27 protein-coding genes are annotated in these 24,151 nt (G+C 68.5%); 14 read left to right on the top strand and 13 right to left on the bottom strand.

Going from position 1 to position 24,151, the window contains the following annotated elements; genetic code table 11:
• Positions 1 to 7: 7 nt before the first annotated feature.
• Both J8M50_RS28690 and J8M50_RS28685 read right to left on the bottom strand, forming a co-directional pair.
• Positions 8 to 511, bottom strand: coding sequence for a hypothetical protein (locus J8M50_RS28690; protein WP_010354255.1), 504 nt, complete (start codon positions 509 to 511; stop codon positions 8 to 10).
• Positions 508 to 1,767 (bottom strand): AAA family ATPase, encoded by a 1,260-nt coding sequence (locus J8M50_RS28685; RefSeq protein WP_010354256.1) that lies wholly within the window; start codon positions 1,765 to 1,767, stop codon positions 508 to 510. Before J8M50_RS28685 ends, J8M50_RS28690 begins: the two co-directional genes overlap by 4 nt.
• A 124-nt stretch (positions 1,768 to 1,891) precedes the next feature.
• Between J8M50_RS28685 and J8M50_RS28680 the strand changes: the two genes are divergently transcribed.
• The gene (locus J8M50_RS28680; RefSeq protein ID WP_010354257.1) at positions 1,892 to 2,269 is read left to right on the top strand and encodes a type II toxin-antitoxin system RelE/ParE family toxin; all 378 of its coding nucleotides are present in this window, start codon (positions 1,892 to 1,894) and stop codon (positions 2,267 to 2,269) included.
• Positions 2,266 to 2,571 (top strand): helix-turn-helix domain-containing protein, encoded by a 306-nt coding sequence (locus J8M50_RS28675; protein ID WP_010354258.1) that lies wholly within the window; start codon positions 2,266 to 2,268, stop codon positions 2,569 to 2,571. Before J8M50_RS28680 ends, J8M50_RS28675 begins: the two co-directional genes overlap by 4 nt.
• Positions 2,572 to 2,579: 8 nt before the next feature.
• Here J8M50_RS28675 and J8M50_RS28670 read toward each other — a convergent pair whose 3' ends face one another.
• Positions 2,580 to 2,855: a DUF397 domain-containing protein gene (locus tag J8M50_RS28670; RefSeq protein ID WP_010354259.1), complete on the bottom strand. Its 276-nt coding sequence runs from the start codon at positions 2,853 to 2,855 to the stop codon at positions 2,580 to 2,582.
• Positions 2,852 to 3,724, bottom strand: coding sequence for a helix-turn-helix domain-containing protein (locus J8M50_RS28665; RefSeq protein ID WP_010354260.1), 873 nt, complete (start codon positions 3,722 to 3,724; stop codon positions 2,852 to 2,854). Before J8M50_RS28665 ends, J8M50_RS28670 begins: the two co-directional genes overlap by 4 nt.
• A gap of 159 nt (positions 3,725 to 3,883) precedes the next feature.
• Here J8M50_RS28665 and J8M50_RS28660 point away from each other — a divergent pair, with 159 nt between their 5' ends.
• The 5 genes from J8M50_RS28660 (at position 3,884) to J8M50_RS28640 (ending at position 6,651) form a co-directional block, all read left to right on the top strand.
• The gene (locus tag J8M50_RS28660) at positions 3,884 to 4,372 is read left to right on the top strand and encodes an ATP-binding protein (RefSeq protein ID WP_029183928.1); all 489 of its coding nucleotides are present in this window, start codon (positions 3,884 to 3,886) and stop codon (positions 4,370 to 4,372) included.
• A 185-nt stretch (positions 4,373 to 4,557) separates the two neighbouring features.
• On the top strand, positions 4,558 to 5,403 hold the full coding sequence (locus J8M50_RS28655) for a hypothetical protein (RefSeq protein ID WP_078480811.1): 846 nt from the start codon (positions 4,558 to 4,560) through the stop codon (positions 5,401 to 5,403).
• Positions 5,400 to 5,963 carry a Uma2 family endonuclease gene (locus J8M50_RS28650; RefSeq protein WP_029183929.1) on the top strand — a complete coding sequence of 188 codons (564 nt, stop codon included), beginning with the start codon at positions 5,400 to 5,402 and terminating at the stop codon, positions 5,961 to 5,963. Before J8M50_RS28655 ends, J8M50_RS28650 begins: the two co-directional genes overlap by 4 nt.
• 86 nt (positions 5,964 to 6,049) lie before the next feature.
• Positions 6,050 to 6,397 (top strand): hypothetical protein, encoded by a 348-nt coding sequence (locus J8M50_RS28645; RefSeq protein WP_010354264.1) that lies wholly within the window; start codon positions 6,050 to 6,052, stop codon positions 6,395 to 6,397.
• The gene (locus J8M50_RS28640; protein ID WP_010354266.1) at positions 6,394 to 6,651 is read left to right on the top strand and encodes a hypothetical protein; all 258 of its coding nucleotides are present in this window, start codon (positions 6,394 to 6,396) and stop codon (positions 6,649 to 6,651) included. The genes J8M50_RS28645 and J8M50_RS28640 overlap by 4 nt, the downstream gene beginning before the upstream one ends.
• A gap of 4 nt (positions 6,652 to 6,655) precedes the next feature.
• On the opposite strand, the gene J8M50_RS28635 is transcribed toward J8M50_RS28640, so the two are convergent.
• The 8 genes from J8M50_RS28635 to J8M50_RS28600 all read right to left on the bottom strand — a co-directional run bounded on the left by J8M50_RS28635 (position 6,656) and on the right by J8M50_RS28600 (position 14,519).
• The gene (locus J8M50_RS28635) at positions 6,656 to 7,099 is read right to left on the bottom strand and encodes a hypothetical protein (protein WP_050987235.1); all 444 of its coding nucleotides are present in this window, start codon (positions 7,097 to 7,099) and stop codon (positions 6,656 to 6,658) included.
• Positions 7,100 to 7,154: 55 nt separating this feature from the next.
• On the bottom strand, positions 7,155 to 7,544 hold the full coding sequence (locus J8M50_RS28630; RefSeq protein ID WP_010354269.1) for a hypothetical protein: 390 nt from the start codon (positions 7,542 to 7,544) through the stop codon (positions 7,155 to 7,157).
• A 107-nt stretch (positions 7,545 to 7,651) separates the two neighbouring features.
• Entirely contained in the window at positions 7,652 to 8,761 is a 1,110-nt protein-coding gene (locus tag J8M50_RS28625; protein ID WP_010354270.1) for an acyltransferase family protein, read from the bottom strand.
• A gap of 125 nt (positions 8,762 to 8,886) precedes the next feature.
• A complete protein-coding gene (gene tuf / locus J8M50_RS28620) occupies positions 8,887 to 10,080 on the bottom strand; it encodes an elongation factor Tu (protein WP_010354271.1) in 1,194 nt (397 codons plus the stop codon).
• A 155-nt stretch (positions 10,081 to 10,235) separates the two neighbouring features.
• Positions 10,236 to 12,362 (bottom strand): elongation factor G, encoded by a 2,127-nt coding sequence (gene fusA, locus J8M50_RS28615; protein WP_010354272.1) that lies wholly within the window; start codon positions 12,360 to 12,362, stop codon positions 10,236 to 10,238.
• 39 nt (positions 12,363 to 12,401) lie between these two features.
• Positions 12,402 to 12,872: a 30S ribosomal protein S7 gene (gene rpsG, locus J8M50_RS28610; protein ID WP_010354273.1), complete on the bottom strand. Its 471-nt coding sequence runs from the start codon at positions 12,870 to 12,872 to the stop codon at positions 12,402 to 12,404.
• Positions 12,873 to 12,875: 3 nt separating this feature from the next.
• Positions 12,876 to 13,247 carry a 30S ribosomal protein S12 gene (gene rpsL / locus J8M50_RS28605; RefSeq protein ID WP_003948652.1) on the bottom strand — a complete coding sequence of 124 codons (372 nt, stop codon included), beginning with the start codon at positions 13,245 to 13,247 and terminating at the stop codon, positions 12,876 to 12,878.
• Between the two features lie 255 nt (positions 13,248 to 13,502).
• On the bottom strand, positions 13,503 to 14,519 hold the full coding sequence (locus J8M50_RS28600) for a glycosyltransferase family 2 protein (protein WP_223786347.1): 1,017 nt from the start codon (positions 14,517 to 14,519) through the stop codon (positions 13,503 to 13,505).
• Positions 14,520 to 14,590: 71 nt separating this feature from the next.
• Here J8M50_RS28600 and J8M50_RS28595 point away from each other — a divergent pair, with 71 nt between their 5' ends.
• The gene (locus tag J8M50_RS28595; RefSeq protein ID WP_010354275.1) at positions 14,591 to 15,841 is read left to right on the top strand and encodes a glycosyltransferase family 39 protein; all 1,251 of its coding nucleotides are present in this window, start codon (positions 14,591 to 14,593) and stop codon (positions 15,839 to 15,841) included.
• Between the two features lie 653 nt (positions 15,842 to 16,494).
• On the opposite strand, the gene J8M50_RS28590 is transcribed toward J8M50_RS28595, so the two are convergent.
• Positions 16,495 to 16,971 carry a DUF1707 and DUF4190 domain-containing protein gene (locus J8M50_RS28590; RefSeq protein WP_010354276.1) on the bottom strand — a complete coding sequence of 159 codons (477 nt, stop codon included), beginning with the start codon at positions 16,969 to 16,971 and terminating at the stop codon, positions 16,495 to 16,497.
• Between the two features lie 299 nt (positions 16,972 to 17,270).
• On the opposite strand from J8M50_RS28590, the gene J8M50_RS28585 reads away from it, so the two are divergent.
• The 6 genes from J8M50_RS28585 (at position 17,271) to J8M50_RS28560 (ending at position 24,136) form a co-directional block, all read left to right on the top strand.
• Positions 17,271 to 18,020, top strand: a complete 750-nt coding sequence (locus J8M50_RS28585; protein WP_010354277.1) for a Crp/Fnr family transcriptional regulator — start codon at positions 17,271 to 17,273, stop codon at positions 18,018 to 18,020.
• Positions 18,021 to 18,145: 125 nt separating this feature from the next.
• Positions 18,146 to 18,865 (top strand): hypothetical protein, encoded by a 720-nt coding sequence (locus J8M50_RS28580; protein ID WP_010354278.1) that lies wholly within the window; start codon positions 18,146 to 18,148, stop codon positions 18,863 to 18,865.
• Entirely contained in the window at positions 18,862 to 21,039 is a 2,178-nt protein-coding gene (locus tag J8M50_RS28575) for a hypothetical protein (protein WP_010354279.1), read from the top strand. The genes J8M50_RS28580 and J8M50_RS28575 overlap by 4 nt, the downstream gene beginning before the upstream one ends.
• Before the next feature lie 23 nt (positions 21,040 to 21,062).
• A complete protein-coding gene (locus J8M50_RS28570; RefSeq protein WP_010354280.1) occupies positions 21,063 to 22,535 on the top strand; it encodes a hypothetical protein in 1,473 nt (490 codons plus the stop codon).
• Complete coding sequence (locus tag J8M50_RS28565; RefSeq protein WP_010354281.1) at positions 22,532 to 23,062, top strand: Pycsar system effector family protein; 531 nt, start codon at positions 22,532 to 22,534, stop codon at positions 23,060 to 23,062. The genes J8M50_RS28570 and J8M50_RS28565 overlap by 4 nt, the downstream gene beginning before the upstream one ends.
• A gap of 45 nt (positions 23,063 to 23,107) precedes the next feature.
• Positions 23,108 to 24,136 (top strand): M48 family metalloprotease, encoded by a 1,029-nt coding sequence (locus tag J8M50_RS28560; protein ID WP_010354282.1) that lies wholly within the window; start codon positions 23,108 to 23,110, stop codon positions 24,134 to 24,136.
• Positions 24,137 to 24,151 lie beyond the last annotated feature (15 nt).

Raw genomic sequence — 24,151 nt, 5'->3', positions numbered from 1 at the left:
CGACTCCTCACCCAGGTATCCCCGCCCAAGTCCCCATCGTCGCCTCCAACGTCCAGATCCGAACCTCCGCCCGCAACCGCGAGGCGTACAGGTCGCGTTCGGCGACGATGCTGAGGTCGCCGGTGCCAAGTTGCTGGCGGACGGCGTGTTCGGCGAGGTCCATGCCGGTGCAGCCGCCGTCGCAGAGGGCGGCGAGGAAGGCCGCGTTCCAGGTCCGTTCGTGGAGGACCCACGGCGCCGTACCGTCTGCGGTCAGGCGCAGGAGCCGCATGAAGCTGTGCGCACAACTCCGGCGCGCTGAACCGTCCTTGACCTGGAAGACATGGTTGCCGGTCTCGATGACGGTCGCGGTGGGAAGGACGAAGCGGACGCCCGCCTGACGTCGTTTCTCCATCTCTACGACGATGTCGGCGCGGTGCTCGTTCCTGCCGGGTACGTCGAGGATCTCGACGAAGACGGACGTGTCGAGGAAGTCGACGACGGGCAGCGCCAGTCCGGGTCGGGTACTCACAGGCTCCTCAAGAAGTCCTCGATGCTGCCGCTTCCCGTGTCGCGTGGCCGCACGGCGTCGGGCAACCGCCCCTTGGCCACGGCGTCTCCGAGGTCCCCGGCGGCCAACAGGTCGACGTACCCGGGGAGTTCGGGCAACGGGGTCAACAGGCTCTCGCCGGTCTCCGGATCGCGGCTGCACACGATGACGCCCGCGTGGTCGTCCGCGGTGAGGGAGTTGAGCAGCGCCGGGCTGTGCGTGGTGAAGAGGACGTCGATACGGCGACGCCGGGTCTCCTCCTTCATCAGGTCCAGGACCCGAGCGGCCTGCGTCGGATACAGCCCGTTCTCGATCTCCTCGATGACGAGGTGCCGTCGGCTGCTGAGGAAGGCGGTACCGAAGGCGAGGAACCGGAGCATGCCGTCGCTGAGGAGGCGGGCGGGAACGTCGTGATCGGCGCCGTGGTACCCGGACTCACTGAGCAGAAGCTGTACGTCGCCGAGCCCCGTGACAACGAACCCGACCCCCTTGACGGGGTACTCCGGCATGCCGGCGACAAGGTCGGTGAGCCGGTGAAAGGCGTCCGGCTCGGTCTCTTCGAGCCGCGCGACGACGGCACTCAGGTTGTCGGCACTGCGCCGCAGCTCGGAGTCCCGCTCGTTGACGTAGCTCCGCATGAGGTGGGGAACGGGGTCGAGGAGGAAGACTTCGCGGAGGGCGGTGAGGACGGTGTCGGCAGCCCGGTGAACCAGCTGTCCCGCACGGGTGGCGCGGATAAGAGGAGTCAGGCTGGTCAGCAGTCGGTCTTCGAGATTGTCAAAGGTGATTGAGCGGCCTCCCAGATGCTGCCCTTTCCCTTCACCACCAGTCAGCAACGCCTGCCCCCTCAACCGCCGATTCCCGTACGACACCCCTTCGACGGCGACAAGTTCCTCCCGAACGATCTTCACCTCGGGCCGCACCTCGACCTTGACGTCCAGATCGAACACGGCCTCCCCTTGCCGCACCCGACACCCGATCTGGAACGAGTCCTCCCCCAGTGGAGCACACCCCTCGACCCCACCCCTGATCGACTCCACACCCCGAGGCCCGTCCAACGCATCCCGCACCGACTCCCCCGAAGCCAGCCTCGCCAACACCATCAACGCATCCAGCGCGTTGGACTTCCCACTCCCGTTCCGCCCGATCAACACCGTGAGGTCCTGCAAGGGCAGCCGCTGGCCGGTGAAGCTCTTGAACGAGGTCAGCCGCACCTCCTCCAGACGGGGCCCTTCCACCGGTTACCTCTTTCATCGCACCGACCAGGTCAGGTACCCCAGTCTGTCAGCTAGGCCCCGCCCGAACCGGCTCAGCAGCCCCATCACCTTGCACATACCATCAACGCTATATACCGTCGTATGCATGAAAGGCTCGCGGTACACCATCGAACTCGAACCAGAGGTCGAGAAGTGGCTGGACACCCTGACGCCGCATGACCACGGGCGGGTCATGTTCTACGCCGACCTCCTCGTCGACTTCGACGGGATACTGGACGAGCCCTACAGCCGCCACCTCGGCGGCAAGGTCCGGGAGCTCCGGTTCCGCCTCGGGCAGCAGCATTACCGCATCACCTACTGGCTCGCGCCGAACCGCCGCATCGTGTTTCTCACCGTCTTCCCCAAGACACAACGCCAGGAGACAGCGGAGGTACAACGCGCTCTCCTGGCGCAGAAAACCTGCGAAGCCGAGCACCCGCCCGCCCACACCGTCTACGACCGCTTCCCGGAGGACACGCCATGAGCCACGCCCGTTGGGAGATCACCGACGCCGACCGGTCCCGTGAGGGATACCAGGAGGCCCGCCGGGCCTACCTGTTCGGGAAGGCCGTCCGGGATCGCCGTACGGCACTGGGTATGACGCAGGCGCGGCTGGCCGAGCGCGCGGGAATGACTCAGGCCGCCGTCTCCCGGTTGGAACACGGCGGCGCGACTCCCACGATCCCGCTGCTCGAACGCCTGGCCACGGCCCTGGAGTCCACCCTCCACCTGGACATCACGCCGGACAGCGATCTGTCGGTGAGCTTCACGTCCCAGGCCGCCTGACGGCAGGGTCAGTGGGAGGTGGTGTGGGTGACGAAGGTGGACCAGGTGGTGGGGGTGACCTGGAAGGTGGGGCTGGTGTCCGGGAGCTTGGAGTCGCGGATGTGTACGCAGGTGGGGGTGGTGGCGATCTCGATGCAGTCCTCGCCGCTGGTTCCGCCGCTGTAGGAGCTCTTGAACCAGTTGAGGGCTACCTCGACGCAGGACTCACCGTTGGTGCCGCCGCTGTAACTGCTCTTGAACCACGCCAGTTCGGAAGGGTCACCGGCGAGGGCCTTGCGGATCATGTTTCTCCCAGCAGTCGTTCAACGTGGGCCAGCGTCTCCCGGGGCGGGAGAGCCAGCGCTCGGATCGTCCCATATTGCAACTCGACGACGCGGAGTTGTTTCGGTTCCCTGGTGGGCCTACCGAGGAACAGGCTGTCCGCGCGACCGACCGCCGTTCCGTCCGCGAACTTGAACAGCTCCATCTTGCCGTCCAGCCCGGGATGAGGATCGGAGTTGGTCAGCATGAGCTGGAGGGTGACGAAGTCCAACCGCCCTACCTCCAGCAAGTGTTCGAGCTGACGCTTCCAAGCCATTGTGCCCCCAACCCTGCGCAGCAGAACCGCCTCTTCCACCACGAAGGTCATCGAAGGCGCCGGGTCCCGCTCGAAGACCGACTTCCGGGCCATCCGTGCAGCCAGCAGCCGCTCTACGTCCTTCGGCGTACGGGTCGGCTTCCAGGCCCGGAGCAGCACCTCCATGTGCTCACGCGTCTGCAACAACCCCGGAAGAGTGTTGCCCTCGTACACCGAGATCTCGACAGCCTTCCCCTCGTTCGCCTTCAAGTCCCGCACCTTCTTGGGGTACTTGACCTTCTCCACGTCCTCCTTGAGGATCGCGATCGTCCCCTGCGCCTCCAGCACCTGGTCAGCGAGGTCCAGGAACCCCGGCCCGGGGATCCGCTCCCCACGCTCGATCTTGTACACCATGTCCTCGGTGTAGTTGACGCGCCTACCGAACTCGGCCGCCTTCATCCCCTTGTTCTCGCGCCGCTTCTTGATCTGCCGTCCGGCGGTCTCCAGTACCGCCTTGCCCCACTCGTCGTCCGGGTCCGGAGCCCAACCCGGCTCCTCCTCGGCCTCGTTGCCCTGCTGCTGAACGCTCTCCGACATGGCCCGCCCTTTCACTGCGTACCGTGACCTCCTCGCGACGCCAGGTACCCAAACAACGGCCTAGACGCCCTAGACACCACTGGACAGCGCCAAGACAGTTACCGTACGCAGTCGCCAAGTAGCCGATAACGCTAGCCACTTCCCGCCACCCTGGGTCACGTGAACAGCGAATCTCCCCAGACCTCAGCCCCCCTCCCCGCCCACACCTTCTGCGTGCAACTCTCCCCCACGCGCCGGGGTGCACGCCTCGCAAGGCTCCTCGTCACGGAACAACTCCGTTGCTGGGGGCTCCCGTTGTACCCGGCGCAGCAGGTGATCGCCGAGTTGGCGAACAACGCGGCGACGCACGGACGTGTCCCCGGCAGGGACTTCCGCGTCGCGATGTACGTCCTCGGCGAGACGCTCCGCCTGGAGGTGACCGACACGCGCGACGACGCGGTGCCGCGCCACGAACCCCCTTTGGAGGAGGGCGAGTCGGGCCGAGGCCTCGCACTGGTCGAGGCGCTCACCGCGAGGTGGGGCGTGTCGTTCGGCCCCACCCCTCGCAAGACCGTGTGGGCGGAGATCGGTCTCCGCAACGACCGGCGCGCGGGGAACGGCGTACCGGTGGGCGGGAGTTCGGGCGGGCGCGGGGTCAACCACCTGTAAGTACCGGGGGTGGAAAGTACCCTTCCAAACCCCCTCCGTCCCCCGCCCCCGAAGCTCACCCCAAAGCTTGACACCGCAAAAGTGCCCTGCCCTATGCTCGCGCCACCACACAAAAAGTCGGCCCCCGCCGGGACTCGCAATCCCGAACGAGGGCCTGACCACCTAGGAAGACTTGACCCTTCCCGATGGCTAAAGAAGACATTAACGCGCCCTCGTACGACCACCTCCCCCTCCCCACCGCCTTCCCACCCCACGGCGTCGCCCACATCACCGCCCCCCACCGCTCCCACTTCACGGTGATCGGCAACCACCTCGCCCAACACACCGACCTCAGCCTCACGGCGATCGGCCTGGCAACCCACATCCAGTCGCTCCCACCAGGCACCCGAGTCGACATCAAAACCCTCAACGAGAAGTTCGACGAGGGCGAGGTACGAATCGCCCGCGCGCTGCGCGAACTGGAGAGGTACGGCTACCTCCGCCGGGTACGGGTACGGCTGGCGTCGGGCCATGTGGTGACGCGGACGGTGTCGTACAACAACCCGGGGGCGTACGGGGGCAAGCCCCCGGCACCACCGAAGCAACGCGCACCGAAACCGCAGGTGGAGCCGCCACCCCCCGTACCCACAGCCCCGCCCAAACCAAAACCCCCACTCCCCACCCCCACCACGCACACCCCCGAACACCACGAATCGGCAGAAGCACTCCTCAAAACCCTCCACCTAACGGACGCCCGCCTCCTACTCCGCCGCAAGGACGTAACAACACTGACCCCGGCGGTAGCCACCTGGCTGGAGAGAGGCGTCCCCCTAGAAAAAATCCGCACCACCTTGACCACAACCCTCCCCACCCCCCTCCACCACGCCCCCGCCCTCCTCTCCCACCGCCTCACAGACCACATCCCCCCACCGCTCCCTCCCACGGCCCCCCGCCCCCACCCGGTCACGACCTGCGACGGCTGCGACAGAGCAATCCGAGCCCCCCAGGGCACCCGCTGCCGGGACTGCACACCCCACCAGAAAGCCGCATGACCTCCCACCGCTACCAAGCAATGCGAACAGCCATCGACTCCCTGGACGACAACATCCCCGGCACCTTAGAAATCACCCGCGAGGGCCTAGTCCACGACCTCCGAGACCCCTCCGGCCGCCACGAACTAACCCACGCCCTCATCCGCAGACGCCTGGACGCCCAACTCCCGGAAGACACGGTCGCCCACACAGGAAAACCGGACGTCGAATCAGAACCGAACGGCATCCTCCGCCGCCCGGACTGCATCGTCATCAAGTGGACGGACATGGAGGGCCAAGGATCCTTCGACCCCCGCACCCTCATTGCCGCCATCGAGGTCGTCTCCCGCTCCAACCCGGCCAACGACTGGGTCACGAAACTCCGCGACTACCCCTTGATCGGCATCCCGGTCTACGCCATCTTCGACCCCCGCACAGCAACAGGCGCAGTCTTCACAGACATCCACCCCACCCTGGAGGGCCCCCGCTACGCCACCCGCAAAGACTTCATCTACGGCGAGGACGTCACCATCGCCAACTGGACGATCTCGACGGACGGCCTCCCGAGGTACGACAAATGACAAGGCACCCCATGCCCGCCTCCGCAGAACCGACGCTCCCCGGCCTGAGATGGATAACCTGGCCTGGGCATCCCCTGGAGGACACGATGAGCACTCAGGCCGACCACGGACACGAGCTGATCCCGCGTCCCGAGCAGACGCCGGAGGCCCTGCGTGCGGCGCTCGCCGTCGTCGCTCCGGGGCGGCTGAAGGAGATGCAGGCCAGCAAGGACGAGGCGTTCGCGAAGGCCGTCGAGTGGCAGTCCCTCAGCCCCGTACAGAGCTGGGTCCTCACCTGGGCCAGAGAGATCGAGATCGCCCGCCGCCCAGACCTGTCCGCACGCCGGGCCACCGCAGAAGCCGGCCTAGAACACCCGGACGCGCTGACCGCCCGCGAGGCGCTGGAGGAGTTGAGCAGGGTCCTGGACGAGGCGATGAGGGCCGTACGCGGGTGAGCTGGAAGTGGGAGTACGCCTTCGGCGCCGAGGAAACGGCCCGCTCGGCCCCCGCCGCATTCCTCACCCACGTCACACACAAGGCCGAGGAACTCGTCCGCGCCGCCGAGGCACTCCACGTCCACGGACGCGCCGCCACGGACGCAGACCCGAAGGGCGGCGACATCCCCGTACCGGGCGGAATGTTCTCGTACCAGATCGTCGTCCGCGCCGAGTGCGTCTACGTCGTACAGATCACGTACCTGGGCTTCTAGCCCCTCACCACCCCACCAACACCCCCCGCCAAACCCACCCCGCCCCCACCACAACCCCCGTCAACGCCCCCCGCATCTCCCCCGAGTCAAACCGCTCCCCCGCACTCCACACAACCACCCTCCCCGGCCCCCGCCCATACCGCCGATTCCCCAGCACCCCCGACCTCTCCCACCGCTCCTCCAGCACCCGCACCTCCCCCCGCCCAGCATCGAACCGCATCCGTATCCGCAGGCGAACCCGGTGAGGGGTGGACCACTCGGCGACCAGGTCGGCCTTCTCGTCGAGGCGTGGGGCTCGGACCGTGAAGGGGACGTCGAGGGCGCGGAGCGCGGCGCGGAGGTCGGGGAGGGGGACCGGCGTAGACCCCTCGGCGGGGCGGATCGTGCCCGTGAACTTGTCGCGCAGGCGGCCCATGTCCTCGTACCCCTTCTCAGCGGAGGACCCCAATATAGAAGCGGCCCAGTGGGACCCCCGTCCCCACCGGGCCGCTCAGAACACGGGCTCAGTCAGTGATCGTCACGCACGGAAGACCGACGCTACGGCCGTCGTGCCACCCCTCGACACAGATCCGCGTCCCCGGCGGGAAGTTCTGGTTGATGTTCTTGTAGTCCCGGTACGTCGTCCACGCCGGAACGTTCTCCACCTTGGTCCAGAGGTTGATCTGGCCGTTCGTGCTCCAGATGTGCGTCTTGATGTCACGGTTGCTGATGTTGCTGGACCAGACGGAGGTCTCGATCTTCCCGACGTACCGGCCGTTCGTGTTGATGGAGAAGCAGGTCTGGTTGTTGCACCACTCCCCGCTCGCGGAAGCGGGCGTGCTGGTCGCGAAGAGCAGCCCGGTCATGGCCGCGGCCGTGCCGAGCGCGGCGACGGCGTTCCTGAGCTTGCGCATGGTGGTCCTTCCCCCGTTGGAGAAAACAGCTGAGTACGACCACCCTGATGCGCCCGGATTCCCGAGTCACGCATTTCGAAGTCCTTCGAAACGTCCCGCCCGAAGACTCACCCCTTCAGCCGAGCGAAGGACGAGTCCAACCCCCGCTTGATGACCCCGGCGAGAGGCCGCTCGACCACCCGATGCACACCCCAGCTCAACACCATGAACCCGGCGAGCACGACACAGATCAGCAGCCGCGCGTCGAGATCGTCACGGAGTCGGCTGATCAACGTCGTACCGGCGGCGTAGTGCAGCAGATACAGCGGATACGTGATCGCCCCAGCCGTGACGAGCCACTTCCCCCGCACCCGGTCCAGCTTGCCGAGCGCGATGGCGACCATGACGAGCAGGAACACGGTGAAGATGAGAACGGCCCCCCGCCACCCGGACACCCCCTCGACATTGTCGATCCGATGCCCGATCTCCTGCTGCCCCATCAGCCAGGCCATCCCGAGAATGCCCCACAACAACAGGTCCTGCCCGAACCGGTACATGAGATACAGCGCGAGCCCGGCGATGAAGTACCAGGCACCGTCGGGATTGGCGATCAACGAGAACAAGGGCCACCCGGCAGAGGGCGCGAGCATCGCGGCGGCCCCCCAGAGGCAGCAGAACAGCACGACCCGCCGATAGCTGAGCCCGACCGCGACGACCACCAGGAACAGCAGATAGAACCGGAGTTCAGCCCAGAGCGTCCAGTACACCCCGTCGACATTCCCGACCCGCGACCCCGACTGAAGCATCGTGAGATTGACGAGCACCTCGCGCGGAGCGAGCCTCTCCCAGACCCCCGGGAACGCCGCAAGCACCCCGGTCGTGAAGAGAATCGCGAACCAGTACGCCGGGTACAGCCGGATCACCCGGGAGACGAAGAACTGCCGGGGAGTCCGCCCCCAGCAGGACATGCAGATCACGAACCCGCTGATGACGAAGAAGATCTCGACGCCGATCCAGCCGTACGAGGCGACCCGGAACACGTTCGGCATGATCTCGGAGACGGGCCGGTCCCAGATGGGATTGCCGGGCCGGTCGGCGCGAGCGGTCCCCGCGAAATGGTGCAGCGCGACGAAGAGCGCGGCGAGCAGCCGCAGCCCGTCGAGGACGTACAGCCGGGGCCGCCGCACCGGCACGGACACCGACGGCTGTGAACGCTGAGTGAAGGTCAGGCCAGTCATCGCCCGTCACCTTACGGAGCCCCCATAACTCAAGGTGAACGGAAAGAGAAAACCCGCACGACCGAAGTCGTACGGGTTTTCCCAAGCGGCCCGAAGACCAGTGCGGCCCGAGGGCCAGGTAAGAACTAGGCCTTGATCTTGGTGACCTGGCCGGCGCCCACCGTACGACCACCCTCACGGATGGCGAACTTGAGGCCCTCCTCCATGGCGATGGGCTGGATCAGCTCAACCGACATGTCGGTGTTGTCGCCGGGCATGACCATCTCGGTGCCCTCGGGGAGGGTCACGACGCCGGTCACGTCCGTCGTACGGAAGTAGAACTGCGGACGGTAGTTGTTGAAGAAGGGGGTGTGACGACCACCCTCGTCCTTCGACAGGATGTACGCCGTGGCCTCGAAGGAGGTGTGCGGCGTGACCGAGCCCGGCTTGATGATGACCTGGCCGCGCTCGACGTCCTCGCGCTTGATGCCACGGAGGAGCAGACCGACGTTCTCGCCCGCCTGGCCCTCGTCGAGCAGCTTGCGGAACATCTCGATACCGGTGACCGTGGTGGTGGTCTTCTCGGTCTTGATGCCGATGATGTCGACGGTCTCGTTGACCTTGAGGACACCACGCTCGATACGGCCGGTGACGACCGTGCCACGGCCGGTGATCGTGAAGACGTCCTCGATCGGCATGAGGAACGGCTTCTCGACGTCACGCGCCGGCTGCGGGATGTTCTCGTCGACGGCCTTCATCAGGTCGAGGACGGTACCGGCCCACTTCTCGTCGCCCTCAAGGGCCTTGAGCGCGGAGACCTGGACGACCGGAAGGTCGTCGCCCGGGAACTCGTACTCGGAGAGGAGCTCACGGACCTCGAGCTCGACGAGCTCCAGGATCTCCTCGTCGTCCACCATGTCGGCCTTGTTCAGCGCGACGACGATGTAGGGGACGCCGACCTGGCGGGCCAGGAGGACGTGCTCCTTCGTCTGCGGCATCGGGCCGTCGGTGGCGGCGACCACGAGGATCGCGCCGTCCATCTGCGCGGCACCCGTGATCATGTTCTTGATGTAGTCCGCGTGACCGGGGCAGTCGACGTGCGCGTAGTGGCGCGCCTCGGTCTGGTACTCGACGTGCGCGATGGAGATGGTGATACCGCGCTGACGCTCTTCCGGCGCCTTGTCGATGTTGTCGAACGCGGTGGCCTCGTTCAGGTCCGGGTACGCGTCGTGCAGCACCTTGGTAATGGCGGCCGTGAGGGTCGTCTTACCGTGGTCGATGTGACCGATGGTGCCGATGTTGACGTGCGGCTTAGTCCGCTCGAACTTCGCCTTCGCCACTGGGGTCCTCCTGGAGTGGTTCTGTACGCCTTGGATTCATCGGCGCCAGGTGATCTTTGCTGTTGGGTCCCGGGCCCCGGGCCGTTCCGCCACGAATGCGGAGGAACAGCCCGTGAGACACCGGGGTCAAGCCTACGGCGTGCGAACGCGGTGCGTTACTCGCCCTTGGCCTTCGCGATGATCTCCTCGGCGACGTTCCGGGGAACCTCGGCGTAGGAGTCGAACTGCATGGAGTAGCTGGCCCGGCCGGACGTCTTGCTGCGCAGGTCGCCGACGTAACCGAACATCTCCGAGAGGGGCACGAGGCCCTTCACGACGCGGGCACCGGCCCGCTCCTCCATGGCCTGGATCTGGCCACGGCGGGAGTTGATGTCGCCGATGACCTCACCCATGTAGTCCTCGGGGGTGGTCACCTCCACGGACATCATCGGCTCCAGGAGCACGGGACCGGCCTTGCGGGCGGCCTCCTTGAACGCCTGGGAACCGGCGATCTTGAACGCCAGCTCGGAGGAGTCGACCTCGTGGTAGCCACCGTCGAGCAGCGTGACGCGGACACCCGTCATCTCGTAGCCCGCGAGGATGCCGAACTGCATGGCCTCCTGAGCACCGGCGTCCACCGAAGGGATGTACTCCTTCGGGATACGGCCACCGGTGACCTTGTTCACGAACTCGTACGACGTGTCGCCGCCCTCGATGGGCTCGATCGCGATCTGCACCTTGGCGAACTGACCGGTACCACCGGTCTGCTTCTTGTGGGTGTAGTCCACGCGCTCGACGACCTTACGGATCGTCTCACGGTACGCGACCTGCGGCTTGCCGACGTTGGCCTCGACCTTGAACTCACGGCGCATACGGTCGACGAGCACCTCAAGGTGCAGCTCGCCCATACCGCCGATGATGGTCTGGCCGGTCTCCTCGTCCGAGTGGACCTGGAAGGAGGGGTCCTCCTCCGCGAGACGCTGGATCGCGATACCCAGCTTCTCCTGGTCACCCTTGGACTTGGGCTCGATGGCGACCTGGATGACCGGCGCCGGGAAGTCCATGGACTCCAGGATCACCGGCTGCTTGTCGTCGCACAGCGTCTCACCGGTGGTGGTCTGCTTCAGGCCCATGACGGCGACGATGTCGCCGGCGCCCACCGCGTCGATCTCCTCACGCTTGTTCGCGTGCATGCGGTAGATCTTGCCGATGCGCTCCTTCTTGCCCTTGACGGAGTTCAGCACGGCAGTGCCGGACTCCAGGCGGCCCGAGTAGACCCGGACGAAGGTGAGCTTGCCGAGGTGCGGGTCGCTCATGATCTTGAACGCCAGCGCGGACAGCGGCTCGTCGTTGGACGGCTTGCGCTTGACGATCTCCTCCGCGTTGTTGACGGCGTGGCCTTCGATGGCCTCGACGTCGAGCGGAGTCGGCAGGTAGCGCACGACCGCGTCGAGCAGGGGCTGGACGCCCTTGTTCTTGAACGCGGTGCCGCAGAACACGGGGGTGACCGTCACGCCGTCGGACTTGCCGGAGGCGATGGTGACCTTGCGGATCGCGGCGTAGAGCTGCTCCTCGGAAGGCTCTTCGCCCTCAAGGAAAAGCTCCATGATCTCGTCGTCGTAGTCGGCGACGGCCTCGATCAGCTTGTTGCGGTACTCGTCCGCGGCCTCGACGTGCGTGGCGGGGATGTCGACGACGTCGTACATCTCGCCCTTCGCCGCCTCGGCGGACCACACGAGCGCCTTCATGCGGACGAGGTCCACAACGCCCTGGAAGTCCATCTCGGAGCCGATCGGGAGCTGCATGATGAGCGGGACGGCGCCCAGGCGGTCCGAGATCATGTCCACGCAGCGGTGGAACTCGGCACCCGTACGGTCCAGCTTGTTCACGAAGCAGATGCGCGGCACGCCGTAACGGTCGGCCTGACGCCACACCGTCTCGGACTGCGGCTCCACACCGGCGACACCGTCGAACACCGTGACAGCACCGTCGAGCACGCGGAGCGAACGCTCCACCTCGACCGTGAAGTCGACGTGCCCGGGGGTGTCGATGATGTTGATCGTGTAGTCGTCGTCCTCGAGCGGCCAGTGACAGGTGGTGGCAGCAGAGGTGATCGTGATGCCACGCTCCTGCTCCTGCTCCATCCAGTCCATCGTGGCGGCGCCGTCGTGGACCTCACCGATCTTGTAGCTGACGCCGGTGTAGAAGAGGATCCGCTCGGTGGTGGTCGTCTTGCCCGCGTCGATGTGGGCCATGATCCCGATGTTGCGGACCTTGGCCAGGTCAAGTGAAGTGGTAGCCATGAGGGCTCGGTCTTCTCTCGGTCTCGATGGGGTCTGCGACTACCAGCGGTAGTGCGCGAAGGCCTTGTTGGACTCGGCCATCTTGTGCGTGTCCTCGCGCTTCTTGACGGCCGCACCGAGGCCGTTCGAAGCGTCGAGAAGCTCGTTGAGCAGGCGCTCGGTCATGGTCTTCTCGCGACGGGCGCGGGAGTAACCGACGAGCCAGCGCAGCGCGAGCGTGTTGGCACGACCGGGCTTGACCTCGATCGGGACCTGGTACGTCGCACCACCGACACGGCGGGACTTGACTTCGAGCGTCGGCTTGATGTTCTCCAGCGCGCGCTTCAGCGTGATGATCGGGTCGTTGCCCGTCTTCTCACGCAGACCCTCCATGGCGCCGTAGACGATGCGCTCGGCGGTGGAGCGCTTGCCGTTCATCAGCACCTTGTTGATGAGGGAGGTCACCAGAGGAGAGGCGTAGACCGGGTCGATGATGACCGGGCGCTTCGGGGCGGGGCCCTTACGAGGCATTTTCTACTTCTCCTTCTTGGCGCCGTAGCGGCTGCGGGCCTGCTTGCGGTTCTTGACGCCCTGCGTGTCAAGCGAACCGCGGATGATCTTGTAGCGAACACCGGGCAGGTCCTTCACACGGCCACCACGCACGAGCACGATGGAGTGCTCCTGCAGGTTGTGTCCCTCACCCGGAATGTAAGCAGTGACCTCGATACCGCTGGTCAGACGCACACGCGCGACCTTACGCAGGGCCGAGTTCGGCTTCTTCGGGGTGGTCGTGAACACACGCGTGCAGACGCCACGGCGCTGGGGCGAACCCTCGAGCGCGGGCGTCTTGTTCTTCTCGACCTTGTCCTGCCGGCCCTTCCGGACCAGCTGCTGGATCGTAGGCACTACTTCTCCGGTTTCTGTGTGCCGATGGTGAAGCTAACCTGGAACGTCGCCGACCCACGCGGTCGGGTGTGTCGGACCCGGCACACCCCCGCCGTGAGGCGGGAAGAGGCGCGGATCGCGGTGGCCGTACACGGCTCGTGTGCGGTTCGAAGGCACGCACAGGAGCCAGGGCACACCCCAGGCACAAGGTCTGAGCGTACCCAGCACACCGACTTCGGTCAAAACGAATACGCAGGACACGACACGCCGGTGATTTCAGGACTTCGTCCGGACCTCGGTCTCGGCGTGTGCATCGGCGTGTGTATCGGCGTGTGTATCGGTGGCCACGAAGTACGTCGGTCTGTTCTGCACCGCCGTGTAGATCCGGCCCACGTACTCCCCCAGCAGCCCCACGCAGATCAGCTGAACAGCGCCGATGAACAGGACGCCGGTGAACAGGGACGTCCAGCCCGGGACCGTCTCCTCGTACGCGTGCGCCCACAGCGTGTAGCCGATGAGACCCAGGCACACCAGGAACGCGAACGCCCCGAGCCAGGTCGCGATCCTCAGCGGCGCCGCCGAGAATCCCGTCACACTGTCCACCGCCAGCCGGATCATCCGGCCCAGCGGGTACTTGCTGTGGCCCGCCGTCCGCGCCTCCCGCTCGTACGTCACCTCGCCGCTCGGGAAACCCAGCCAGGGCACCAGCAGCCGGTACACCCGCTGCTGGTCGGGGAGGGCCTTCAGGGCGTCCACGGCGGCGCGGCTGAGGAGACGGAAGTCACCGGCCTGCGCGGGGACGGAGGGGCCCGCGAGACGCCGTACGAGGCGGTAGTAGAGGGACGCCGTCCAGCGCTTGAAGCCGGTGTCGGTGGCGCGGTCGGCGCGGATGCCGTACACGATGTCGAGTCGGTCTTTGCGCGCCAGGTCCAGCATCTCCGGGATCTTCTCCGGGGGGTCCTGGAGGTCGGCGTCGATACTGACCGTGTAGGCGCCGAGCGCCCGGTCGAGACCGGCGGTCAGCGCGGCCTGGTGCCCGGAGTTCCTCCGCAGCGTGATGACCCTCAGCTCGGGCCATCCCAGCCGGAAGGCGTCCAGCAGAACGGCGGTACGGTCCGAACTGCCGTCGTCCACGGCCACGACCTCGTACGCCCCGAGCCCGTCGAGAACCGGCCGGAGTCTGCTCACGAGCGCGGGCAGCGCCTCTTCCTCGTTGAACATCGGCACGACGACCGAAAGCACCACCGGCGCGCCCGGTATGCCATCGTCCTGCCTGTCGTCTCTTGGGTCCACGCGCCCCTCCCGAACCTGTGGAGCGGATGTGCGACTCTGGTGCGATCTTATGCCTAGGGGGGAACCCGCTCATGAGTACGACCGCGACCGACTCCGTGGTGACGGCGCCTGAGCCACCGCGCCGCTTCGCGGTGCCCGACGGGGTACGACCGTACCTTCCCCCGCTCGCGCTGTACGGCGTCTGCAAGCTGGTCGGGCTTGGCGTCTTCGCGTACCTCCTGGAGTGGACCGGGGACTACAAAACCAGGGATCCGCGCTTCGGCGGCGGCGCGCACTGGTGGGACGTCCTGTCCACCTGGGACGGCTGGTGGTACCTCCAGGTCGCCGAAAAGGGGTACGACCCGAAGCCCCTCCAGCACCTCGCGCCGGGCGGCATGTTCACCGTCCAGCAGGACTCGGTCGCCTTCTTCCCCCTCTTCCCGGCCCTGATCCGCGGCACCTCGGAGATCACCGGCCTCGGCCTCTACGGCTCCGCGATCCTGGTCTCGGTCGTCAGCTCCTTCATCGCCGCGGCGGGCATCTACGCGGTGATCTCCCTGCTGGCGGGCCCCCGCGCGGGCACGATCGCCGCGGGCCTGTGGGCCATCGTCCCCGGCGCCGGCGTCGAGTGGGCCGTCTACTCCGAGTCCCTCTTCGTCGCCATCGCGTCCTGGACCTGCTGGTACGTGATGAAACGCCGCTGGGTGGCGGCGGGCCTGCTCGCGTTCCTGGCGGGCCTGAACCGTCCTACGTCGGCTGCGCTCATCGGTGCGGTGGGGTTGGCGGCGCTGGTAACGCTGGCCCGCCGCGAAACCCGCCGGGAACACGGCATCGCCGGCCCGGTGTACGCGATGATCGCGGCGCCGCTGGGCCTGCTGACGTACATCACCTGGGTCGGCCTCAGCATGGGCGACCTCACGGCGTACTTCACGCTCCAGCGCGAGGGCTGGGCGCACTACTTCGACTTCGGCGCCTACACGTTCGACGTCCTGCGCAACACGGCGGTCGGCAAGACGGACTACTTGTTCGCGTTCCCTACGCCGGACCTGATCGCGGTACTCCTGGTCCTGACGCTCCCATTCTTGATCGCCCTGATGCTACGAGCGAAGCCTCCACTGGTCCTGGTCGCGTACACGCTGGCATCGATCATCACGGTCCTGGGCACGCAACAGATGTTCGCGAACACCCCGAGGTACTTGCTCCCGGCGTTCCCGTTGCTACTGGCCCCGGCGATGGCACTGGGCCGCTTGAGGTGGACGACGCTGGCGACGCTGTTCGGAACGTTCGCGGTGGCGTCGGGTTGGTACGCGCACTACTTGATGTTCGAACTGGGCATCCCGTAGACAGCGTCTCTCAGGGGCACGGGGCTGAATCGATCTGCGGCTACCGCCGCACGAACGCGATACAGCAGCCACGCCTTTCCAGGAGCGCGGGGCCGTATCCATTCGCGACTACCACCGCGCAACCACGCCTTTCCAGGAGCGCGAGCCTGATCCATTCGCGACTACCACCGCGCAACCACGCCTTTCCAGGAGCGCGAGCCTGATCCATTCGCGACTACCACCGCGCAACCACGCCTTTCCAGGAGCGCGAGCCTGATCCATTCGCGGCTACCACCGCACGACCGCGCCACAGCAACCACGCCTTTCCAGAGGCCCGGGCCTGATCCATCCGCGACTACCGCCGCGCGAACGCGACACAGCAGCCACGCCTTTCCAGGAGCGCGGGGCCGTATCCATTCGCGGCTACCACCGCGCGAACGCAACCACGCCTTTCAGGAGCGCGAGCCTGATCCATTCGCGGCCACCACCGCACGACCACGCCACAGCAACCACGCCTTTCCAGAGGCCCGGGCCTGATCCATCCGCGACTACCACCGCACGACCGCGCCACAGCAACCACGTCTTTTAGGGGCGCGGGGAACTGCGCGACAAGCCACAACGCACCCGCACCCGCACCCGCCGACGCACCCCAGCCCCCCTCCCCGGCCTACCCCCTACGCCGCGATCAGCACCATCAACAAAATAAACGCAGCCCACCCAGCAATAGACAGCCACCCGAGAATGATCCCCGCCATGGCGAATCCCTCCCCACCCTCCCCGGTCCGCTGAATCTCGGTCCGAGCCGTGTGCCCGAGGATCACCGCAGGAATCCCGGTCAACCCCATCGTCATGGTCGTCAGCACCCCACACACCAACGCCCCGACAGCCTTACCGTTCGTCGGCGGCGCAGGCATGGGCCGAAACGTCCGCGGCACATACCCCTGCGGCGGCCCGAACTGCTGCACAGGCGCAGGCCCCTGAGGCAGATCGGAAACGATCAGCGACAGCTCCCCCACGGTCCGCGCCTGATACGCCCGAGCAACCCGCTTCTCCAGCTCATCCGCCTGCAACCGCCCCTCACTGAACCCGGCCCGCAGCACATCGACAGCCCGCTCCCGGTCAGCCGTGGACGCCAGCATCCCCTGCTGCATCCCCGAAGGACCTTGCTGCCCACCCTGCCCTTGAGCCGGCTGCCACGGCTGCCACGGCGTCGGATACGACACGGGACCTCCCCCGGACGGCACTTCACTTACCCCTATCATCCCCCAACGCCCGACACCCGCCCACAGTTCCACCCGACGACGCCACCTCCAAAAGAATCACGCCCACCCCGCACGCCCCTCCCCTGGCACGTATCCGGAAACGCTGGCCGATTCGCGCTCTTCCCGGCCCGACGACCTTGCGCTTTCAGTACGTTGACCGGTCCGCTGCGAGGAAATCGGGGGCAAGAGTGACAAGCACGGCGGTGTACTCACCGGACGACGGAGGCCTGGACGACCGGGTGCCCTTCCTGGCCCGGCTGGAGACGAAGGACCGCTCGGCGATGCTGAGCCTCGGCCGCCGGCTGGACTTCACGGCCCGCATGGTCCTCATCCACCAGCACGAACCGTCCTCCCACGTCCTGTTCCTGGTGCGCGGCTGGACGAAGGTGACGGCATCGGCGGCGAACGGCTACGAGGCCCTCCTCGCCCTGCGCGGCCCGGGAGACATCGTCGGGGAGTCGGCGGCACTCACCGGCCGCCCCCGCTCGGCGACGGTGACGGCGCTGGAACCGGTGGAGGCGGTCGCCGTGGAGCACGAGCGTTTCAAGGAGTTCCTGGGCCGCTTCCCCGCCGTGTCCTTCGCGCTCCTCGGCCTGACGGCGGACCGCACGCGCGCGGCGGACCGGCGCCGCCTGGAGTTCGCCTCGATGAGCGTGCGCCAGCGTTTCGCCGTCCTGCTGCTGGACCTGGCCCGCACGCACGGCCGCCGCGCCGAGGGGGGCGTCGAGCTCGCCGTCCCGTTGAGCAAGCAGGAGCTGGCGGGGTCGGTCGGCGCGTCCCGGGAGATGGTGCAGCGGCTGCTGCGGGAGCTGCGCGACAAGGAGGCGGTGATCACGGGCCGCCGGACGCTGCTGATCCGCAGGCCGGACGTGCTGCGCCGGATCGCGGCGATGGAACTCCCGGGAATCCCCTCGCCCCAGGGCCCTCGCGAAGAGTGACCACACCGTCCCCAGCAGTCGTTCTGTGCACACGGTCACAGAACGAGTGAGTCATCCGCCCTCACCGCTCGGGTCACGCGAACGCCACGCTGTTGCCTCGCACCGGCCCCTTCGGAGAGGCGACCATGACCGACCCCGTGCACCGCACCATCCTGCTGCTGGACATCGAGGCGTACAGCGACCGTGACGACGTGGAGCAGGCGTACCTGCGCCGGATGCTCTACGACATCGCCGACCGCGCGCTCGAAGGCGCCGGCATCGACGAGACGCTCCGGCTGCGCGCGGACCGCGGGGACTCCGTGATGGAGCTCGTCGAGTCGAGCGCCCCGGTCACGGCGCTGCTGCGCAGCCTGCTCACCGGGGTGCCGGCGCAGCTGCGCTCGGTCAACCGGATGGCGTCGCGTTCGGCGCAGATCCGGCTGCGCGGTGTCGTCGCCACCGGCTGGGTCGCGGTGGACGAGCACGACGGCTGGGTCGGCTCCGACCTGAACCACGCCTGCCGGCTGCTCGACGCGGACGTCCTGCGGCAGGCGCTGAAGAAGCGCGCCGACGACTTCGCGCTGTGCGTCTCGCAGGCCGTGTACGCCGGAGTCGTCCGGCACGACCACACCAGCATCCCGAAGGAGGAGTTCCACGAGGTGACCGTGGACAGCAAGAACGGACCGCTGACGGCATGGCTGCACGGCCCGGTGCCGACCGGCGCGGTACCGCCCCGGCAGGAGCAGACGAAAGCACCGGCCCCCGCCATCGGCAGCGTCGGCCGCGACCAGAACAACGTCACCGGCAACAGCGTCGGCGGCGACTTCGTCATCGGCTCGGTCCACAAGCGCGGTGAGAGTTCGTGAGCACGGCCGAACCGCAGCAGCAGGCCGGCCCCGCTCCGGCGGACGAGGCGCGCGCAGAGGGCGGGGAGGAGGAGCCCGAGGAACTCGACCAGCCGCAGAAAGCCTGGTCGGCCCGGCGGGACCTGGTCGACCACAGCCCGCGCAGCATGAGCATCGGCGCCCAGGCCCGCTTCGGCGGCGGCACGGTCGACGGCGACCAGAACAACGTCACCGGCAACAGCGTCGGCGGCGACTTCGTCATCGGGACCAAGACGGTCTACCAGTTCTCCATGACCGGCTTCTCGTCCCGGGCCGCCGCCTCCGGCGAGATCCCGGCGAGCACCCTGGAGCGGCTGCACGAGGACTTCACCGCCGACGAGACCGTCGTCACCGGCCTGCTCGACCGGCTGCGCCGCGACCACGTCCTCGTCCTGTCCGGCGCCCGCTTCACCGGCCGCCGTACGGCCGCGCTGATGCTGCTGCACCGGCTCGGCCTCACGAGCGTCCGCGCGCTGGACGGCGGCGTCGCGCCGGGTGACCTGGCCGACCAGGTCACCGCCCCCGACACCCCCGACGACGCGGCGGACCCCTCGCGCGGGTACGTCATGTGCGACGTGGTCACCCGCCGCGACCGCCCGCTGCGCGAACCCCACCTGCTCGCCGCCCGCGACCGGCTCGGGGAGCACGGCTACCTGGTCATCACCGTCGACCTCACCGCCGTCCTCGACAGCGTGCCGTTCGTCGCGTCCTGGCAGCCGCCCGCCGCCGCCGACGTCCTCGCCGCGCACCTGACGGCCCGCACCGACGCCGGGACCGCGGCCGAGCTGCTCGGCCTCCCGGACGTCACCGAGTTCCTGCGGCGGGGGCACCAGCTGCGCGAGGTCGCGGCCTTCGCCCAGCACCTCACCCGGTACGCGCGCGGCGAGGTGGGCGCGGACGCGGTCGCGCAGTTCTCGCTGGTGTCGCTGGAGAGCCAGGTCCAGGAGTGGTTCGAGGAGGACGAGGCGTCGATCCACCTGCGGGACAAGGCGTTCCTGGTGGCCCTCGCCGCGTTCGACGGCGGTCCGTACGCCCTCACCGCCGAGGTCAGCGACCTGCTCTACCGCCTCCTCCAGGAAACCTGGAACCACTCCCTCGCCCCCGAGGTCCCGGTCTTCGGCACCCACATCGGCAAGCGGCTCCAGCTCGCCCGCGCGGAGAGGTTCGAGGAGGACGAGCACACCGAGTGGGGTCCGGTGCCCCAGCAGAAGGCCAGGTTCGTCGACGAGCGGATCTCGTACGTCCTGCTGCGCGAGGCGTGGACGGGCCATCCGTCCGCCCGCCCCGCGCTGATCGGCTGGCTGCGCAAGCTCGCCGACGACGGCCGCCCCCTGGTCCGCACCCGCGCCGCGTCGACCGTCGCGGTCCTGGCCCTCACCGACCTGCCCTCGGCGATGGCGCTGGTCATCGAGCCGTGGGGGACGTCCAAGCCGTTCCGGCAGCGGCAGGTCGCGGTGAGCGCGCTGACCCTCGCGCACCTCATCGGCACACCGCACGTCCCGCGCATCCTCGACGGCTGGTGCGAGGGCACCGACCCCCGGCTGCGCTGGGTGGCCGTCCGCGCCTACGGCCTCCTCGGCCCGGAACGCCCCGAACAGGCGCTCGCCGCGCTGCGCAAAGCCGTACACCGGCTGTACGAGGACGACCCCGACGACCTCGACACCGAGATCCTGGACGAACTCGCCGCCGCCGTGGACCTGCTGCTGCTCTCCCCCACCGGCGACCGCGCCCTCGCCGAGCTGCTGGCCCGGATGAACGACGACCGGCCGGTGCGCGAGCTGACGCTCAACGGCTTCCTGAGCGCCTGCGAGCACACGGAAGGGGACGCGCCCCAGGGCGATCCGCTGGTCCTGGCCTGGTACGCCCGCGCGGCGGCCGACACCGGGGTCGGCGACGGCGTCCCCGCCCTGTGGCGGGCCGCGCTCGCCGACCCGGGGACCACCGACGACGCGCTGACCGTCCTGCGGAAATGGGTCCTGACCGCCGACCGGTCCAAGGCGGCCGAGTGGGCGCTCGCCGCCCTGCTCCCCCGGCTCGTCACCACGTCCGCCGAACACCAGCGGCTGAGCCATCTGCTGCGGACCATGCCCGGCGAGGACGGCAGTCCCCCGCCCGGGGTGGCGTCCCGCCTGCTGGCCGTCCTGCCGCCCCGCTGACCCGTACCGAGGAGACCTCCACCATGCCCGCTTTCTCCCGACCGCCCGAGTGGCAGCAGCCCGCGGACCGGCACACCGCGCTGGTCGACCCGGTGCTCACCGTGCGCCAGTTGGGCCGCCTCGACCTCAACCTCAAGCCGCTGGTCCGCATGGACCACGCGCTGGTCTTCACCACCCCGAAGGGCGGCTACGACCCCTTCCTGCCGCCCCGGCGCCCCACCCGCGGCGAGATCGCGGCGAAGCGCTACACCTCCGTGTACGAGGTGGACATGGGGGTGCACCCCTTCACCGCCGAACTGGCGCTGCCCAGCGACAACGACGCGTTCGAGTTCACCGCCTCGGTCGACCTGTCCTGGCAGGTCCTCGACCCGGCCCGGTTCGTGGTCAGCGGACACCGGGACGTACCGAGGCTGCTGCTCGGCGAGTTGCAGCAGGCGGCCAGACCGGTGACCCGGCGCTTCGCCGTCGCCGACAGCGCCGACGCCGAGTACGAACTGCTGCGAGCGGTCACCGTGCTCGGGGAGAGCGCGGGGCTGCGGGTCGCCTGGACGCTGCGGCTACGCCGCGACCAGGAGGCCATCGACCACCAGCGCCGGCTCCAGACCATCGACCACAGCGCGTACGAGCAGATCCGCGCGACGGAGCACGGCATGCGCGTCGACGCCGAGATGGACCGCCGTGCCCGGCAGCAGGACCGGCTCCAGCTCGACCGGGCCATGGAGTACGGCGGACGGCAGCAGGAACTCGCCCTCCAGCAGCAGGACTGGCAGCACGCGCTCGCGATGCGGCAGGGACAGCACCTGCTGGAGTTGCAGCGCGTCGAGGCCGAGAAGATCAGCTTCTACCAGTGGCACCTGTCCCAGGGCGGCGTCCAGGCCTGGGCCCTGCACCTCGCGCAGCACCCCGAGGACTCCCAGCTGGTCATGAACACGATGCGCGAGGACCAGCTCCGCATGATCCAGGCCCAGATGGACCTCGTGAGCCAGCTCCTGAGCGACGGCACGCCCGAGAACTACGAACTGGAGGGCCCCAAGAAGCTCGCGCTGCGCACGGTGAGCGACATCCTCAACCAGCGCCTCCCGGGCGTCCCCCAGCCCCCACCCCTCATCGCCCCGACCGAAGCCCAGCCGACGCAGGCACAGCAGACCCCCACCCCGGAGCCCCACCCCCTGCCCGGCCCTCGTCCCGCGCCGACGCCTGAGGCACAACCCGCGCCCCCCTCTGAACCGCAGGGCACGCAGCCCCCTACCCCGGCCTGGACCCCGCCCATCCCCGCCGAACCGCAGGACGCGCAGCCCACCCCCACCTGGACGCCACCCATCCCGCCGTACCCCCCGGCGCCGTACCAGGGAACCCCCGCTCCCCCTCCCGTACCACCGCACCCCCCGGCCTGGCAGCCCCCACCCGGATACGGCAACACCCCCACGCTGCCCGTACAGACGCCGCCCGGAGACGACGGGCCGCCGGACGCCCCCCGGCAGGCGAGCGCCACATGACCGCCGTCGGCCCGATACCCGCCCCGGCGGACTCCGCCGAACGCCTCCGCCTGTGCGAGCGCCTCCTCGCCGATCTGCGCACCGAGATAGCGCGCGCCGACAGCAAGGCGGCCGTACTGGTCGCCGCGCTGGGCATGACGGCCGGGATGTTCAGCGGCCTCCTCGCCGGACGGAACTGGACACCGACCGCGCTGTCCGCCCCGGGAGCCGTGCTGTGGTGGTCGGGGACCGGCCTCCTCACCGGCTCCCTCCTCGCCCTGCTCCTCGCCGTGCTCCCGCGCTACCGCACCGGCTCGTGGGCACCGGGCCTGCCGCTGACGTACTTCGGCGACATCCGCCAAGCGGTCCGCCAGGGCCGGCTGGAGCCCGCGCTCGCCGACACGGAACGCGACCCGGCAGCCGCCCTCACCACGGCCCTCACCGAGTCGAGCCGTATCGCCGCCCGCAAGCACGGGTGGATCCGCGTCGGCCTGACCGCCTTCTGCCTCGGCACGGCCCTGCTCCCCGCGTCCCTGCTGATCGGCTGAGCCGCCGCACACCGTCCCCGACCGACGCTACCGACTGGAACCCACATGACTCAGCAGCCACCGGAGCCTCCCCCGTACCCACAGGCGCCGCAGTACCCGCAGGCCCCGTCGCCCGAGCCCACCGCGCCCCCCGTCCACCCGCACCACATCAGCACCGAGCGGGGCCGCGTCCACCTCCGCAAGGACCAGCGCCGGACCGATGTCACCGCCGTCGGCAGCCTGCTGCTCCACCTGCCGAACTTCCTGTGCAGCCTGTCCGTCGTCGTCCTCGTGTCGATGCTCTTCCGGGAACTCGCCGTCGTCGTGGTGCTGGCGTGGCTCGCGAGCGGCGCACTCATGTTCCACCGGCCCACGGAAAGCGCCCTGGCGCGCTATCTGCTCCATCTGCGCCACCCCACTCCGCGAGAACGAGCCAAACTCGAACCGGTCTGGAACGAGGTCACCGCCCGCGCGGGTGTGGACGGCCGCACCTACGAACTGTGGGTGGAGGACAGCGACAGCCTGAACGCGGTCGCCGCGGCCGGCCACATCGTCGGCGTCACCCGCTTCGCCATGAACGAACTCCCCAACGGCGAACTCGCCGCCGTCATGGCGCACGAACTCGGTCACCACGTCGGCGGCCACGCCTGGTCCGGCCTGCTCGGCCACTGGTACGCGCTGCCCGGCCGGCTCGCCTGGCGGGCCCTGAAGGTGGTCCTCGGCCTCGTGTACAAGGTGTCGCGGTCCTTCGGCTGCGTCGGCGTCTCCATCGCCGTGCTGGTCATCGGCGGTATCGCGCTGACGACGATCAGCAGCCTGTACGGTCTGCCGCTGCTCCTGCTGGCCGTCCCGTACGCGCTCGCCGCCGTCAGCAGGCGCTCCGAGCTCCAGGCCGACCGGCACGCGGCGGCGCTGGGTTTCGCCCCGATGCTGGCCGCCGTCCTGGAGAAACTGCACGAGCAGGAGGAGCGGGCCGACGCCACCCACCCGGGCGTGAAACCGGCGGCCGGGACCCTCGCCAGGCTGCTCTCCTCGCACCCGGACCACTACACGCGGCTGCACCACCTCCACCGGTACCCCGGCCCGCCGCGCTGACACGCCGAAGGGCGG

This window comes from Streptomyces acidiscabies (assembly GCF_020010905.1).
In the GTDB taxonomy this organism is placed as follows: domain Bacteria; phylum Actinomycetota; class Actinomycetes; order Streptomycetales; family Streptomycetaceae; genus Streptomyces; species Streptomyces acidiscabies.
This window is presented reverse-complemented; position numbering and strand designations above follow the sequence as displayed.